At 42.2% G+C, this 14,055-nt stretch carries 14 protein-coding genes and 1 tRNA gene; 11 read left to right on the top strand and 4 right to left on the bottom strand.

What is annotated here, in order from left to right; genetic code table 11:
- Position 1: 1 nt before the first annotated feature.
- The 3 genes from RMX69_RS18080 to RMX69_RS18090 all read left to right on the top strand — a co-directional run bounded on the left by RMX69_RS18080 (position 2) and on the right by RMX69_RS18090 (position 2,601).
- Entirely contained in the window at positions 2 to 484 is a 483-nt protein-coding gene (locus RMX69_RS18080; protein WP_322638277.1) for a hypothetical protein, read from the top strand.
- A gap of 107 nt (positions 485 to 591) precedes the next feature.
- Positions 592 to 1,422: an AMIN domain-containing protein gene (locus RMX69_RS18085; RefSeq protein WP_322638278.1), complete on the top strand. Its 831-nt coding sequence runs from the start codon at positions 592 to 594 to the stop codon at positions 1,420 to 1,422.
- Positions 1,423 to 2,190: 768 nt separating this feature from the next.
- Positions 2,191 to 2,601: a hypothetical protein gene (locus RMX69_RS18090; protein WP_322638279.1), complete on the top strand. Its 411-nt coding sequence runs from the start codon at positions 2,191 to 2,193 to the stop codon at positions 2,599 to 2,601.
- 360 nt (positions 2,602 to 2,961) lie between these two features.
- On the opposite strand, the gene RMX69_RS18095 is transcribed toward RMX69_RS18090, so the two are convergent.
- Complete coding sequence (locus RMX69_RS18095; RefSeq protein WP_322638280.1) at positions 2,962 to 4,881, bottom strand: transketolase C-terminal domain-containing protein; 1,920 nt, start codon at positions 4,879 to 4,881, stop codon at positions 2,962 to 2,964.
- Between the two features lie 444 nt (positions 4,882 to 5,325).
- Here RMX69_RS18095 and RMX69_RS18100 point away from each other — a divergent pair, with 444 nt between their 5' ends.
- On the top strand, positions 5,326 to 6,090 hold the full coding sequence (locus RMX69_RS18100; protein ID WP_322638281.1) for a DeoR/GlpR family DNA-binding transcription regulator: 765 nt from the start codon (positions 5,326 to 5,328) through the stop codon (positions 6,088 to 6,090).
- 111 nt (positions 6,091 to 6,201) lie between these two features.
- On the opposite strand, the gene RMX69_RS18105 is transcribed toward RMX69_RS18100, so the two are convergent.
- A complete protein-coding gene (locus RMX69_RS18105) occupies positions 6,202 to 6,741 on the bottom strand; it encodes a DUF3172 domain-containing protein (protein ID WP_289799613.1) in 540 nt (179 codons plus the stop codon).
- Between the two features lie 356 nt (positions 6,742 to 7,097).
- Between RMX69_RS18105 and RMX69_RS18110 the strand changes: the two genes are divergently transcribed.
- Both RMX69_RS18110 and RMX69_RS18115 read left to right on the top strand, forming a co-directional pair.
- Entirely contained in the window at positions 7,098 to 7,925 is an 828-nt protein-coding gene (locus RMX69_RS18110) for an ABC transporter permease (RefSeq protein ID WP_322638282.1), read from the top strand.
- 346 nt (positions 7,926 to 8,271) lie between these two features.
- On the top strand, positions 8,272 to 8,931 hold the full coding sequence (locus tag RMX69_RS18115) for a hypothetical protein (protein ID WP_289799611.1): 660 nt from the start codon (positions 8,272 to 8,274) through the stop codon (positions 8,929 to 8,931).
- A gap of 122 nt (positions 8,932 to 9,053) precedes the next feature.
- Here the strand turns inward: RMX69_RS18115 and RMX69_RS18120 are convergent, their stop codons facing one another.
- Positions 9,054 to 10,112 (bottom strand): glycosyltransferase family 4 protein, encoded by a 1,059-nt coding sequence (locus RMX69_RS18120; protein ID WP_322638283.1) that lies wholly within the window; start codon positions 10,110 to 10,112, stop codon positions 9,054 to 9,056.
- A gap of 610 nt (positions 10,113 to 10,722) precedes the next feature.
- The gene (locus RMX69_RS18125; protein WP_289799610.1) at positions 10,723 to 11,781 is read right to left on the bottom strand and encodes a glycosyltransferase family 2 protein; all 1,059 of its coding nucleotides are present in this window, start codon (positions 11,779 to 11,781) and stop codon (positions 10,723 to 10,725) included.
- A 153-nt stretch (positions 11,782 to 11,934) separates the two neighbouring features.
- Here RMX69_RS18125 and rplS point away from each other — a divergent pair, with 153 nt between their 5' ends.
- The 5 genes from rplS to rplK all read left to right on the top strand — a co-directional run bounded on the left by rplS (position 11,935) and on the right by rplK (position 14,025).
- A complete protein-coding gene (rplS, locus tag RMX69_RS18130) occupies positions 11,935 to 12,297 on the top strand; it encodes a 50S ribosomal protein L19 (RefSeq protein WP_094348921.1) in 363 nt (120 codons plus the stop codon).
- Positions 12,298 to 12,450: 153 nt separating this feature from the next.
- Positions 12,451 to 12,523 (top strand) — tRNA-Trp (locus RMX69_RS18135).
- A gap of 198 nt (positions 12,524 to 12,721) precedes the next feature.
- Complete coding sequence (gene secE, locus RMX69_RS18140) at positions 12,722 to 12,943, top strand: preprotein translocase subunit SecE (protein ID WP_099102704.1); 222 nt, start codon at positions 12,722 to 12,724, stop codon at positions 12,941 to 12,943.
- Positions 12,943 to 13,593 carry a transcription termination/antitermination protein NusG gene (gene nusG, locus RMX69_RS18145; RefSeq protein ID WP_322638284.1) on the top strand — a complete coding sequence of 217 codons (651 nt, stop codon included), beginning with the start codon at positions 12,943 to 12,945 and terminating at the stop codon, positions 13,591 to 13,593. Before secE ends, nusG begins: the two co-directional genes overlap by 1 nt.
- Positions 13,594 to 13,599: 6 nt before the next feature.
- Positions 13,600 to 14,025: a 50S ribosomal protein L11 gene (gene rplK / locus RMX69_RS18150; RefSeq protein WP_099102703.1), complete on the top strand. Its 426-nt coding sequence runs from the start codon at positions 13,600 to 13,602 to the stop codon at positions 14,023 to 14,025.
- Positions 14,026 to 14,055 lie beyond the last annotated feature (30 nt).

Here is a 14,055-nt window from a genome sequence, read left to right on the forward strand (position 1 = left end):
TATGAATCATTTCAACTTGAAATCTTTAGCTTTTTACGGAGTAGCAATAACTTCAGTGCTACTGTTGTTTAAAACTGTCAGTGTTTACGGAGAAAACAATCTCAAGGCTCCTTTGCCGGTTAACGGTCGCTATCGTCTAACCCTAGCGGAGAATTTGCCTAACTGTGAAAAATCGGATACTCTGACGTTAAACATTGAGCAGTCAGGTATTTACTTAAATGCCTTTGTATTATCGGCAAACACTAACGCCGACACTGACGAAAAGCACTCTCTGGCAGGCATCTTCAGAAATCAACAATTAAACTTATCTGGAAAAGTTGGTAAATCAATCTTTTGTAATATTCCTCGCCCCCAAAATGATCCTCTAACCTCAGTCACAATTCAAATGCAACTTGTGGATAAAGGTAACATGACAGGTCAATTAACCCTAAATGGTATTCCACAAACTCTGAAATTTACTGCTGTGCCTCAAAAAGCTAATTGAATTGGGGGATTGGTAGAGACGCGATTCATCGCTTCTACAGGATTGGAAGCGCGAAGTAAACAGCAATGTAAGTGCATTGTATGGGTTTTATGGAGCAAATAAACAGAATGGATCAGGGACTAAAGACTAAGCAATTTCATCAATGGGGCAAGCAGTTATTTAGCATCAGTATATTAAGTTTTTATGCAGCGATCGCCCTCGAAACTTTCACTACTGCTGCTACACCAGGGGCAAAGCTAAATAATTGGCGTTTTTCTCCCAAGACACAGCAACTCGAAATCACTCTCTCAGCAGCCACAACCCCTCGTTATTTCTATTTAGCTCAACCCTCTCGTTTGGTTGTAGATTTACCGAATACTAAGTTGGGCAAAGTTACCACGCAACAAAATTATTCTGGAGCAATCAAAAGCATTCGCATTTCTCAACTCAACGCAAACGATACACGTATTGTCTTAGATTTAGCAGCAGGGGCTGTTTTTAATCCCACAAAGGTACAACTGCAACCCGTTTCCCGAAAAAATTCCACTCGCTGGGTATTACGTCCGGTTATTTCTGGTAAAACTACTGCTGTAAAACCAGGAAAGTCAGCACCTTCAGCCAAGAAACAACCTCAAACACTCCAAAAGCCGCCTAGTAACCTACCCGTAACTACTAACCCACAATCCCCCTTACTCACAGTTCCGCCTCCATCCAATGAACTGCCCTCAACAATTACTACTAACTCAGGGCAGCCTTTTGTCACCGTGCCTCCTTTAACTTCAAATACATCCTCTCAACAACCTGCTTTGAGTCTTCCCCCTCCTTCTTTCCCAAATCAACCCGGCAATTTAAATAACATTCCTCCTTTCGGGATGTCGGAATTTCCAGTTCCAACAATCTCCGACGATCCCGAACCCCAGGTAATTGAGTTTGGTCAACCTTTACCCAAAACTAAATAAAAATAGGGAATTGGGCATGGGGCATGGAGAAGAGACAAGGGAGACAAGGAAGAGGGGGAAGACAAGGGAACTGGACTTTAGACTAAAGCATGAAAAATGACCCAACGATGCTAGGTTAAATAAATTTAAACTAGAAAATATGAAAACAGCTAAACTAAGCAGATTTAGTCGTAGATGTGAGTTGGTAGTGCTTCTCTCATCTTCCGCGACTGAGATGCTAGTTTTAACCGCAGGCATCCTTGATTTTTTGTACCTGAGTTTTATACGCCCACGACCGTGTTGCGGTCGTGTGCTTTTAGTCTAAAGTCCAGATCCTAAAGGGCTTCTAGGCTATTTTCTGCAACCACTGGCAAATGTAGCGATCGCCGCCGTTTTGAACAGGGGAGCAGGGGAGCCGGCAAGAGGTTATGCCTTAGAATTTGTTAACCGACACCCTCAAACACAGAAAGAAAAGTTTGCACTCTTTCAATAATTTCAGCTTTCTGTTCTTCTAATTTAAATTTAACTTATGCTTCAGTTAAATTTAACCATATAAAAAATTATGTAAACTTCTATTTTTCTTTTGCAAATAAATATGAATGATAATCTACTATCAAATGCTGGAATCTATTTTGTTTGATTTGTTTTTCGATACCAAAAAAGTATATATCGCTCAACCAAAAACTATCCAAATACATATTGAGAATGAAATAGCCTTATTGACATGATGTGGTCGCCCTGTATTGTCTCCCCGCCAGAGTGCTAACACCATTAGAACAACTAATCTCCATGAAAAAAATTTTTGGTTTGCTTATTGTTAGTTCCAGTTTGCTCTTGGGCTATTTTCCTCCCATCCAAGAATCTGCAATCGCTGGACAAACTTGCCCCAATGTCAGCGGTTATTGGAAAAGAGCAGATGGTCTTGTTTGGAATTTCTCCCAGAACGGTTGCACTTTAGGGGGTACCATAACCAATGCCCCTGCTTTTATTCACACAATCAGTAGTGTGTTCTTTGATAATCGCACTGCTGACGCTGTTATAAGTCGTACCAATCTTTCAACTGGTTGTCAGACAAAGCTGTATACTACACTGACTGTTCTTAGTGTGCCAAATCTTATCAGAATTAACGTATATTCAACAGACGGTACATGCGATCTGCCCCAGACCTTTACAGAAGACTATGTTTATACAAAACTTTGATTAATTATAAGAAACTGGTACTAATTGTAATTTAACCCTCTTCCAAGAATGATAATAATTCTGAAGCGAAGGAGATGCTAGTCACGCCTGGATTATATTAATTAACTTGACGATAAAATTGATTTGACTTTTTTGACATTCTGAAGGTTATGCCTGTTAGTGATGAAAAGACAAGAAGGGAAAGATTGATTCAATAATTCCCCCTTGTCTCCTTTGTCCTCCTTGTCTCGCTAATCCCCAGTCCCCAGCGATCGCATCTTCCTTGATCAGATCGCTCGTACTCAGCACTCCTGAACGACATGGGGCATGGGAAATCGAACCAATGCCCCATTTGCTATGCGCTATGCCCTAATAAATGAATTACCTTTTTCCAACTAACTCCTTCACCTTGTTGATGATGCTCACTGGATCGATACCTTGATATGGGTACTGTTCCCACAAACCGCCGCAACCTTCTTTATGAGTTCCAAGGTGGGCATATTTGGGAGTCAATCCCCGCTCTAGTAGCCAAGAACCAAAACGACTACCTAAGCCTGTCCGACGGTTGAAGGCTTCTACTACAAGCACAAAAGGAGCGTTACCAACTTTGGTAATTATTTCTTCATCAATGGTGTTTAAAGTTGCTTTGTTAATCAAACCAACATCCAACCCTTCTTGCTTCAGACGTTCTACAGCATCTAGAGAACGGTAGAGAGCATCACCAAAACTGATGATGTAGCCTTGCGTCCCTTCTCTTATAACTTCATCTTTACCGGGAACAAATTTGTAACCATTTCCAAAAAAGTCATTGCCGTTGCTGTCCTTAATGTTGGGCACTTTAGAACGGGTGGAGAAAATAAACCGCAGTCCAGGCTCAAAGAATACAGCTTCTACACAAGCTGTCATTTGATTAACATCTGCTGGGAAGTACAACTGTGTTTGGTAGCCATCATCCAAGCCATTGTCGGCAAACATATTGTTCAAACCAAAGTGGCAGGTGTTATCTGCCATGTCATCTATACCCGCATGAGAAAAGTGGCACAGAACATTGGAATAGTTCAGCCGTGCCATCGTGATTTCTGAGATACACATTTCTAAGAAGGCGCTGAAAGTCGCAAAAATACCTTGCTTACCTTTCTCCATCCCGAATCCAGCCGCAGCAGAGAAATTGCTCCGTTCCATGATGCCGGAAGGAATAAATATTTCTGGGTATGTATCGTGAATTTTCTTCAAACCGCAGGAGCCTTCTAAGTCACTATCAATGACCTTGACTTTTTCTTTACGCTCCGCCTCACTCATGCGACTGAGGACACCCACCACGGCTTCACCAAATACATTGCGGTTAGCGCCCCATTTGTCACTGGAACCCAGAAATGTATATGTTTGCTTGGGTTTCTCAATACTTTTAAGGTATTCGACAGCCGCAGTTTGTCCACGAGATTCTAGATATTTAAGTGCTAAATCTACAGAAATGACATCATGACCATGAGTGGAACCTTCTAAACCTTCAATACCAGGACACATCGGGCGTTTATTGATAATAGCGATCGCTCCGGGAGTATTCACGGCTTCACAAATGCGATGGTATAAATCGTCTAAGTCTTCTCCGTCTCCTTGAAGTACTTTTAACCCGTGGCCTTCTAAGGTTTTGGCGACAGTGAAACCAGGTAAATATTTAGAAGGATGTCCAGCGATCGTTACATCATTATCATCAATTATCAGCTTGACGTTGAGATGTTGAGCAACCGCCAAGCGAGCAGCTTCAGCATCGTTTCCTTCTTGCTGCGATCCATCAGAACCGAGACAGAAAACAGCCTTGCCTGGATTCGCCATTGCCACACCATTGATGTAAGGCCAAACATGGCCCAGGCGGCCAGAGCTAAATTTTACACCAGGAGTTAGCCCTAGTTCGGGGTGTCCTGGTAAATGGGAATGTGCTTGGCGATAACGTAAAAGTTGCTCGGCAGGTAAGTCACCATGCAACGTTGCCATTAAATATTGGGTGGCGACTCGATGTCCTGCTTCATCAAAGAAAATCGGCACAAATTGCTCTGATGCTCCCCGAAAAAAAGCATCGAGAATCATTACCTCTGGCACTGTATCGTATGGCCCACCAGTATGACCGCCGACTCCACTAGCAGCGCCAGTCGCCGTAAAAAAGACGATCGCATCCCGGCAGAGTTGAATATTCGCTTTGAGAGCCTCTCGCTGTTGGGCGGTAAGGCTGGAATTTGCGGGATTGAGCGCTAAAAATTGGTAAGCACCGAGATCGATTGGAAATTGGGTATTAATAATAGTCATGGTTTATTGATTGAATAAAAAACAATTTGAACAAGCAGAAGGCGCGATCGCACTAAAAAAACGTGAGTTCGACAAGTCTTATTTGACCTCTCCCCCAGCCCCTCTCCGACGCGGAGAGGGGAGCAAAAAGCTTAATTTTTCGTTTCTCCTCCCTTTCCGTTTCGGAGAGGGAGGCTGGGAGGGAGAGGTTCATCGAACTCACGTTAAAAAAAATTGTTAAAACCCCCATTGGGCAACAATTATCCAATCTCAAGCCAACCACTCGGAACCATGTGGAAACGTGTGATTTCATCAAATGCCAAAATCAATAAATTCAATTGTGCATGAATGTGCTTGAATTCAATTGAAGTTACGGATTAACGTACAAAAACTTGCATATCAATAAGTATAAACTCACAAACACGCAATTTCAAGCCCAAAAACGCAATTTCAGGAAAATTAATTATGCTAACTGCTGAACGACGACAATTCATCTTAGAAATTCTGCGTCGTGATAAAAAGGTACTTTCGACAGAACTTAGTGCTGTTCTCAAAGTTTCTGAGGATACGATTCGGCGGGACTTGCGAGAACTGGCAGAAACGGGACTATTGCAACGCGTTCATGGGGGAGCGCTCCTCAAATCTCCAGCCACCGCTAGTTATGCCGATCGCCAAAAGCAAGCGCCAAAAGAAAAGGAAGCGATCGCTCGGACAGCAGCAAAATTAGTTTGTACGGGACAGGTGGTGATTTTAGACGGAGGTACAACAACTCTCCAAGTAAGCCGTCATTTGCCTCTAGATTTGCACGCAACAGTGATCACAAATAGTCCACCAATAGCAGTTGCTTTAGCAGAACATCCCCATATAGAAGTTGTGATGTTAGGTGGACAACTTTATAAAAAAGCCTTGGTGAATGTCGGAAGTGTCACAATTGAGACATTGCGGATGATTCGTGCAGATTTGTGCATGTTGGGAGTTTGCAGTTTACATCCAGAGGTTGGGATTAGTGTACCTAACCTAGACGAAGCCCACGTCAAACGAGCGATGATTGCTGGATCGGCTGAGGTAGTAGGATTAGTGACAGCAGAAAAATTAGACACCGCTGCTCCTTATCTAGTGGAGTCTATTCATGCCCTGACTTACCTAGTAACAGCACCCACGGTATCTAATAATATGCTGAGTGCCTACAAAGCTTTAGGTTTGACCATTATACGTGATGAGTACGAATGATCTGATTTTGAAGATGCGATCGCAGGGGAGCAGGGGAGCAAGGGAGAAGTGGCAGTAAGTTTTTCCCCTCTACCCCTCTGCTCCTCTGCCTCTCATACCCAATACCCAAATCTAAAATCTATCCGTTTCTTGAGGTGTTCCAACTGCTCCCGGTTGAGCGTTGAAGAAGTTTTGAGCAGCTTCATTCTGATATATACATCTAATATCAGGTTTGTCACTATCCAAGTTACCTGTAAAACCAAAAGTGTTCAGGCGATTTTTGCAATCTCTAACCTGATCGGATGTCACCAGTTTACGGTTCTCTAAAAGCGCCCAGTTATTTTGTCGGATCACACATCCAGGACGCATATTCGGCTGGGCAACATAAACATTAAAGGGGTTGAGAGTAACAAACAGTCTAGCGTCCATCACCATCGCACTAGCTCCATACTGCACACAAATTTCAGGGTTTGGTGCTTTGGTGTCAATGAAGTCACGGGAAGCCACATTTGATGAGGACAACGTGGCTGTAGAACTAAAAGCAATCCCAATCCCAATTCCCAAAATCAACACCCCTCCCATAATTGCGATGGTGGTGAAGTTAAATAGAGGGGATTGGAAAATAGAGGGTTTAGAAGTAGTAGCCGATCTACCAGTAGATTTACGTCTCATTGTTGCTTAATCACCTTCACGCCGATTTGGGAGGGAGTAGTCTAAAATTTTTTCTCCCTCTTTCAGTATGCCTATTCTTGACTGTAATTGCCTGTGATTTTCTCTGTGATATTCTTGTTCAATGAAAAGAATACTAGTTTGTCTAGATATTGGGACAAAATTTTCATACTTTTAATTGTTATCAGATATAGCTAATTTAGTTTTCACAATTGATCTAGTCAGAATGCTTAAAATATCTAACTTTTGTTGTTAATTTCCAATTTTTCGGATGAGATATTTTTGCTCCCCCTAGTAATTGATCTGTAAAACAATGTAAATTAAGATTTCATGAAATTTTAATAACTAATTGAAAGCAAGTGACATCTCAAAGAGCGCTACCTTCGGGCAAGAGGTTCAAAAATTCACAACTTCAAATCTTCCTGGCTGATAGTCTGACTATTTTTTGGGGAGATTGGCTAGATTTACGCGTGAGAATTCTACCAGTTGCTGCATCAGGTTTAATATCGCCACTCATATATATTTTAGCTTTTGGCTTGGGTTTGGGTAGTTCCATCAAACCAGGTTCGGGAATTAGTGGTAACTATGACAACTATTTGGAATTTATATTACCGGGAATGGTGGCGCTGTCGTCGATGACAGTTAGCTTTGCTGGAACGACATTTTCAATTTGTGGAGACAGACTATTTACCAAAACCTTTGAGGAATTGTTGTTAACTCCCATAAATCCTTTAGCGTTGTACATCGGTAAAATGCTGGCGGGAGTCGTGCGGGGTTTGATGACTTCCGGTTCCGTGATTTTGGTAGCGCTGCTGTTTAGTGGAAACTGGAATTTTCTCAACCCACTGTTTTTACTGTTAGTGGTGCTGAATTGTGCGGTATTTGCTGGATTAGGGGTGATTGTAGGGTTGAGTGTGCGATCGCTCGAATCAGTTGGACTCTACAATAACTTTATCATTATCCCCATGTCGTTTTTAGGAGCGACTTTTTTTGACCCTGCTACACTACCAGCGGCTCTCAAAGTTTTAGTTTACCTGCTGCCACTAACCTACGCCAGCATCGGACTGCGTGCAGTTGCTCATTTACCCTTGTCTCAGTTTCCTTGGTACAGCATACCGATTTTGTTGGCGATCGCGATCGCTCTTTCTCTCTGGGGTGGTTATAAATTTGCTCATCAACAAGATTAAAGCCTTGATTACAACTTGTGCTTTAACTGTTGAATTTTCTGTAAAACTTTTTCCCGATTAGCAGTCAGAGTAATTACTTATGACTCACATATTGTCTAATCTGTCAATGTATAAGTTATAATTTGGATTTTTTATAAAGATTGCGTGAAATTACTAGTTATCATGATAAAGCATTACAAGAATTGCTTTATAAATCAACCTATGAGTAGATATCAACTCAGTGAGCAAAAACACATTAACCACTATTTATCTAGCAGATAGATAGCAGTTTCAAAGTGAGTTTTTGCTGTTTGATTTAGACCATCCGGTATAGCATTCTGCGAATCAATATCCAAAGGACACAAATATGACTAGAATTGCCACAAAAATAGCCTTGTCTGTTCTCGGAGCAGCAGGAATTAGTTTTTTGTCTTCGACACCAGCAAGAGCCGTCATCTTTGTAGAACCCATTGTGACGACTAAAAATCAAGATGTACTCTACGCAAAAAAACCAAGAACCCTTACAGGATTTTTACCAGGGGAAGTAATAGAATATGGTGTCCCAGATGTAGCTAATAACTTTCTAAATGCTACCGGATACGATATAAAAAGCTTGGTCTTTGATTTAAAAACGCTGTCCTATAGTAATCCGAATTCTACTCCACCATTTGATCATGAAACAGTGGAGTGGGGAGATGTTAATGGAGATGGGAAGATTGGTAACTCTGCTAACCCCGATCTAAAGGATATTTTTACAGACATTACCATTGCTGGTAGTACTATCACTTTTAGTGGTGGCGTCATCCCAAACGGAAGCCTGTTTTACAATCCATTCGCTTCCCTGCCTAATCTAGCGCCAGGTGCTGGAATCATTCCACCAATTCCAGCAGACCAAGAAGATAAAGATGGGCCGATCAGAGTGGCTTCTTATTACACAGCATCTGTTCCTGAATCAGCTAATGTTTTGGGTGTACTAGTTTTTGGCGCTTTAGGCGTAGCTTTAAAATTAAAGCGATCGCTCTGTTAAAGGGAGTAGGGAGCAGGGAGATGAGGGGACAAAGGGACAAGGAGATAAACAAAACTCCTAACTCCTAACTCCTAACTCTTAACTCCTAACTCCTAACTCCTAACTCAGCACTCCTAACGCCCTCATTCTGTAATTAACTCACGATACACTGTCATTGTTTCCTGATGGACGCGGGCAACACTCAGCCTCTCTAGGTTTTTCTTTGCCCGCTGTTTCCACTCTTGCAGCATCTCGGCATTACTCAGTAGTTGCACTAAAACCTCAGCTAAAGCATGACTATCTTTTGCTGGCACTAAAAGACCTGCTCGCCCGTTGTCTAAAGCTTCAGGAATCCCGTCTACCTGAGTCCCGACGATCGCAGTTCCAGTTTCTCTAGCTTCCGAAAGTACCAAAGGGCAAGGGTCACGGTGGGAAGCCAGCACAAATATGTCACAAGATATCAGATAGCGTTGAGGTTCCGGTTGAAAGCCTTCAAAATGAATGCGTTCTTTTACAGAAGTTGCTTGTGCCTGTGCCTCAAATAGCTGTTTATCAGGGCCATTTCCTACCAAATAAAGATGGGCTTGGGGAAAATCTGAGGCAATTTGTTCAAAGGCAGCAATTAACTCAGCAATTCCCTTGCGTTGATACATCCCGGCTACAGTGGCGATCGCTGGATGCTGTAATGGTAAAGGTTGATAATCTTGTATCTGTCGGGTGCGGGGACTACCTAAAGTGCCATTACATACTACCCGCAACTTATGTTCTGGAATACCACGCCTAATCATAGAATCACATACAGCTTTACTGACAGCAATTACTCTGTCAGCTAAACCCATTAGTAGGCTGGCACGCTGAAATTCGTTGTGGACTGTAGAAACTAAAGCATATTTGTTTCCTTTAAAAATACGTGCTAGTATTACCCCCGTCATCATGTGGGCATGAACAATATCCGGCTGAAATTCAGCTGCGATCGCTCGGTAACGTATAGCTGCTTTAATCGTATTTAGCGGTTTTCTGCTTTGGTTCAAGTGGTAATGTTTGACACCACAAAGCTCTAGCAAAGCCTCGTATTCTCCACCAGCAGAAACAACCGCTACCTCATAACCAGATTTTGCCTGTAGACAAGCCAGATCCACAGCCACATTCACAATACCGTTACCTATTTCTTGAACGTGGTTCAAAATATGTATGATTCGCATAATCTTTGAGATGTATATAAAAAATAAAGATAAGTAACCGAGTATAAATCAACCAACATAATTATTGAGGTCTTCAGCGACAACTCAAAAGTAGTCAGTAGAGCGTAAAATTAACCACTTTCTACTGATTAAGAGCGCTTATTACCAGTTACTTAGCTTAAAGACTTATTCAGTAACGGCTCGATAAATCGGGGTAAAACTTCAAAATTCTGAAGACTGAATCTGTTATCTCAAATTTTATATTTCCCAATACTTAGTATCGAAACTCTAGTACAGCACATCAGCCAAAACACAGAATAAAAGCTTTTTTAAAATACTGCTTTCAAAAACAGCATTTTGCTTGCGTAGTCGCGATTTCCAATCGCCCAAAACTTTTCAAACATCCTCTTAGTTGAACTCATAACCTTAGTGTGAGGTGACAAAATAGCAACGTTACAGACTCCATACTGCCAATCAAATTCCATAATTCCCACCTCATATACAAATAACATGGTCTGATGGCAAAATATAATTTTTGCAATCGGGTACTTCTTTATTATTCTTTTTACACCTTGGCGACTTTGGATAATTTCACTGCGACAAATTTCGTAGTTGGTAGTAACGTCCTCGTTTAGCGTTCAGAGTTTGACTGAGCGCTCACAGGCAAGTTCACCAGTGGCACAGAATCTAATTCTAAATTCTGAAGACTGGCGCTTTGATTTTGGGCATTTTGCCAGACATCATAGTAAAACTCAATCAATACAAGTTTACGAACCTGAGAATTGTTTCCCTGAGAGCGGCGTGATGAAATAGCATTTAGCAAAAATTTCCAAGACCGAGGAGAAAGTATTGATGGATCTATGATTGAAAGAAAACTTTTGAGATTTTTTTGCTTCAGTGCGACTAAAAGCCAATGGAGTTTCAGGTAATTTTTTATATCCTGAAAGACGGGAATCTTTGAGCGATGTTGCTCATTTACCAAGGCGTAAATTTTCTCCTTCATCAAAATATTTGTCGTCAACCGCCGAGACAAAGAAAACTTTTGATTATACGCACCCGGCCAGATAGTGCGGTAAGCAAGACACTGGTTGAAGAAAATAGCATCCCCAAACTGAGCAATCCGAATCCAGGAATCGATGTCATCACAGTTAGCATCGAGTGTGGAGTCCCAACCACCACTTTGCAGGAAAGCATCACGTCGACAAGCTACTTGTACAGGTGTGCCAAAGGGTACAAGCTCTAGAAGCATCCCGTAGTGAATATCGGCTTGGGGGATGTAAAAAGCTAAACCGGGGCCAACTTGAGGGGTGCGAGAGAGTTCAACTTCATTGCCATCCACCTGAGCCGCCACACAAGAGCAGATTACAGCATCGGGACGAAGTGCGATCGCCTTGGCCATCTCTTCTATGCAGTTAGGTGCTAAATAGTCGTCATCATCTAAAAACTTAATCCAGTCGCCGCTAGCTTTAGCAACTCCAGCATTTACCGTTGCTGCATGACCTTGGTTAATTTCGTTACGATGGTAAACAACCTTGTCGCCTAAGCTTTTGAGATAGGCTTGGGTGTCATCTGAAGAACAATCGTCAGCAACAACCACCTCGCACTCGATTGTTTGGTTACGAGCCGAATCAATTGCTCTTTTAAGCAAATTCAAGCGATTATATGTACTGATGACAATACTAAATTTCATAAATTTTTCCTTTATAGTACGGCATTCTGCAATATAGCTTCGATCTTTAAGCTGTTGTATCAGTACAATTATCAATCCTAACAAGTAGACTGAAATAGGATTATCGATTTATCATTGATGATCGTGAGTTTTTTTTAAGCAGACAGAAAGACTATGAACGCTCAAGAGATTATCCGCTCCATTGAAGCGGAACAGATAAAATCGAATCTGCCCGACATTTATGTGGGCGACACTGTAAAAGTGGGAGTGAAAATCAAGGAAGGCGAAAAATACCGCGTGCAACCCTACGAGGGAGTTGTGATTGCCAAGCGCAATGGCGGCATCAACGAAACTATTACAGTTCGTAAGGTTTTTCAAGGCGTGGGCGTTGAGCGGGTATTTCTGTTGCATTCTCCCCGGATTGACAGCATTAAAGTGTTACGTCGCGGTAAGGTACGCCGTGCTAAACTCTATTATCTCCGCGATCGCGTAGGTAAGGCAACCCGAATCAAGCAACGGTTTGACCGCCCTTTGTGATTCGTCCTGCAATCATTATGGGAGAAATCTCAAGCTGCAAGCGGCATCTGCCGCTGACTTGTTTTCCCAACAAAATTAAAGTATGATATAAATCGCATATTGCGTTAAACTGAAATTTAGTTCAGCGCAATCACTGAATCAAAAACAGCTTGTGCGCTCTTAGTTCAGTTGGTAGAACGCAGGTCTCCAAAACCTGATGTCGGGGGTTCAAGTCCTCCAGGGCGCGCTCAAGAGCAAAAAACCAAAGCCCGAAATAATTACGCAGCTGCTAACATAGCAGTTAGCGCTAATAATTTCGGGTAAACTTATTGTATTTGCAGTTGTTTTGCTTCCAGTACTTCCAGTAAGTGAAATAAAGTCGAAACTGCAAAACCTAGATGACAATTAAACAGGATCTAGTATAAGAAACGGGGGATAAACGGTCGTGGCCAAAAAAAGTGAAGCAGAATTGCCAGAAACCACAAATGGGTTTAGCTTTGGCAACTTCATACAGGGAACCAAAGAAGAACTTGAAAAAGTAGTTTGGCCCAGTCGGAAACAGATAGTGAGCGAATCCGCCGCTGTGTTGTTAATGGTGGCACTCTCCGCATCTTTGATATACTTGGTCGATGGATTGTTTGCTTGGGCAGCAAAACAGGTGTTCTAATGAGTTTTGCAACGGATGAACCACGCAACTCAATGTTGCAGTCAGAAGAAACAGCAGAAGCAGCAGAAGCAGCAGAAGCAGTGTCAAAAGAAGCACGCTGGTATGCAGTACAAGTAGCTTCAGGCTGTGAAAAGCGTGTAAAGACTAACTTAGAGCAACGCATTCAAACTTTTGATGTAGCTGACAAAATTATCCAGGTAGAAATTCCGCAGACGCCAGCGGTGAAAATCCGTAAAGATGGCAGTCGCCAGCATACAGAAGAAAAAGTTTTCCCTGGTTATGTGCTAGTGCGGATGATGATGGATGATGATACTTGGCAGGTGGTACGCAACACCTCTCATGTAATTAACTTTGTCGGTTCAGAACAAAAACGTGGTAGCAGCAAGGGTCGCGGTCATGTCAACCCCATACCACTGAGTTCTTCAGAAGTTGAACGTATATTCAAACAAACCAGCGAACAAGAAGCTGTTGTCAAAATTGACATGGCTACTGGTGATAAGATAATGGTGCTTTCTGGTCCATTTAAAGACTTTGAAGGCGAGGTGATTGAAGTCTCTCCAGAACGGAGTAAACTTAAAGCCTTGCTCTCAATTTTCGGCAGGGATACACCAGTAGAATTGGAATTTAATCAGGTAGAGAAACAGAGTTAAATACAAATGGCGAAGAAAGTAGTGGCGGTCATTAAACTGGCCCTGAATGCTGGAAAAGCCAACCCAGCACCGCCAGTTGGTCCCGCATTGGGTCAACATGGTGTCAACATCATGATGTTTTGTAAAGAGTACAACGCCAAAACAGCAGACCAAGCTGGAATGGTGATACCTGTAGAAATTTCGGTTTTTGAAGACCGGAGTTTTACATTCGTACTCAAAACCCCACCCGCATCAGTACTGATTCGGAAGGCGGCGAAAGTTGAAAAAGGCTCAAATGAACCCAACAAAAAGAAGGTTGGGTCAATAACCAAAGCACAATTGCAAGAGATAGCCCAAACCAAACTCCCCGACCTCAATGCCAATGATATCGAAGCGGCAATGAAGATTGTGGCAGGAACGGCTAAAAATATGGGTGTAACAGTCACAGACTAAGAAAGTTATGAGTTATGAGTTATGAGTTTT

Origin of the sequence: Nostoc sp. EspVER01 (assembly GCF_034530635.1) — a bacterium.
In the GTDB taxonomy this organism is placed as follows: Bacteria; Cyanobacteriota; Cyanobacteriia; order Cyanobacteriales; family Nostocaceae; genus Nostoc.

What these genes read in the sequence shown, in the direction of transcription:
- RMX69_RS18080 (WP_322638277.1), top strand. Translation starts at nt 2, where the DNA reads ATGAATCATTTCAACTTGAAATCTTTAGCTTTTTACGGAGTAGCAATA.
- RMX69_RS18085 (WP_322638278.1), top strand. Translation starts at nt 592, where the DNA reads ATGGATCAGGGACTAAAGACTAAGCAATTTCATCAATGGGGCAAGCAG.
- RMX69_RS18090 (WP_322638279.1), top strand. Translation starts at nt 2,191, where the DNA reads ATGAAAAAAATTTTTGGTTTGCTTATTGTTAGTTCCAGTTTGCTCTTG.
- RMX69_RS18095 (WP_322638280.1), bottom strand. Translation starts at nt 4,881, where the DNA reads ATGACTATTATTAATACCCAATTTCCAATCGATCTCGGTGCTTACCAA.
- RMX69_RS18100 (WP_322638281.1), top strand. Translation starts at nt 5,326, where the DNA reads ATGCTAACTGCTGAACGACGACAATTCATCTTAGAAATTCTGCGTCGT.
- RMX69_RS18105 (WP_289799613.1), bottom strand. Translation starts at nt 6,741, where the DNA reads ATGAGACGTAAATCTACTGGTAGATCGGCTACTACTTCTAAACCCTCT.
- RMX69_RS18115 (WP_289799611.1), top strand. Translation starts at nt 8,272, where the DNA reads ATGACTAGAATTGCCACAAAAATAGCCTTGTCTGTTCTCGGAGCAGCA.
- RMX69_RS18120 (WP_322638283.1), bottom strand. Translation starts at nt 10,112, where the DNA reads ATGCGAATCATACATATTTTGAACCACGTTCAAGAAATAGGTAACGGT.
- RMX69_RS18125 (WP_289799610.1), bottom strand. Translation starts at nt 11,781, where the DNA reads ATGAAATTTAGTATTGTCATCAGTACATATAATCGCTTGAATTTGCTT.
- rplS (WP_094348921.1), top strand. Translation starts at nt 11,935, where the DNA reads ATGAACGCTCAAGAGATTATCCGCTCCATTGAAGCGGAACAGATAAAA.
- nusG (WP_322638284.1), top strand. Translation starts at nt 12,943, where the DNA reads ATGAGTTTTGCAACGGATGAACCACGCAACTCAATGTTGCAGTCAGAA.
- rplK (WP_099102703.1), top strand. Translation starts at nt 13,600, where the DNA reads ATGGCGAAGAAAGTAGTGGCGGTCATTAAACTGGCCCTGAATGCTGGA.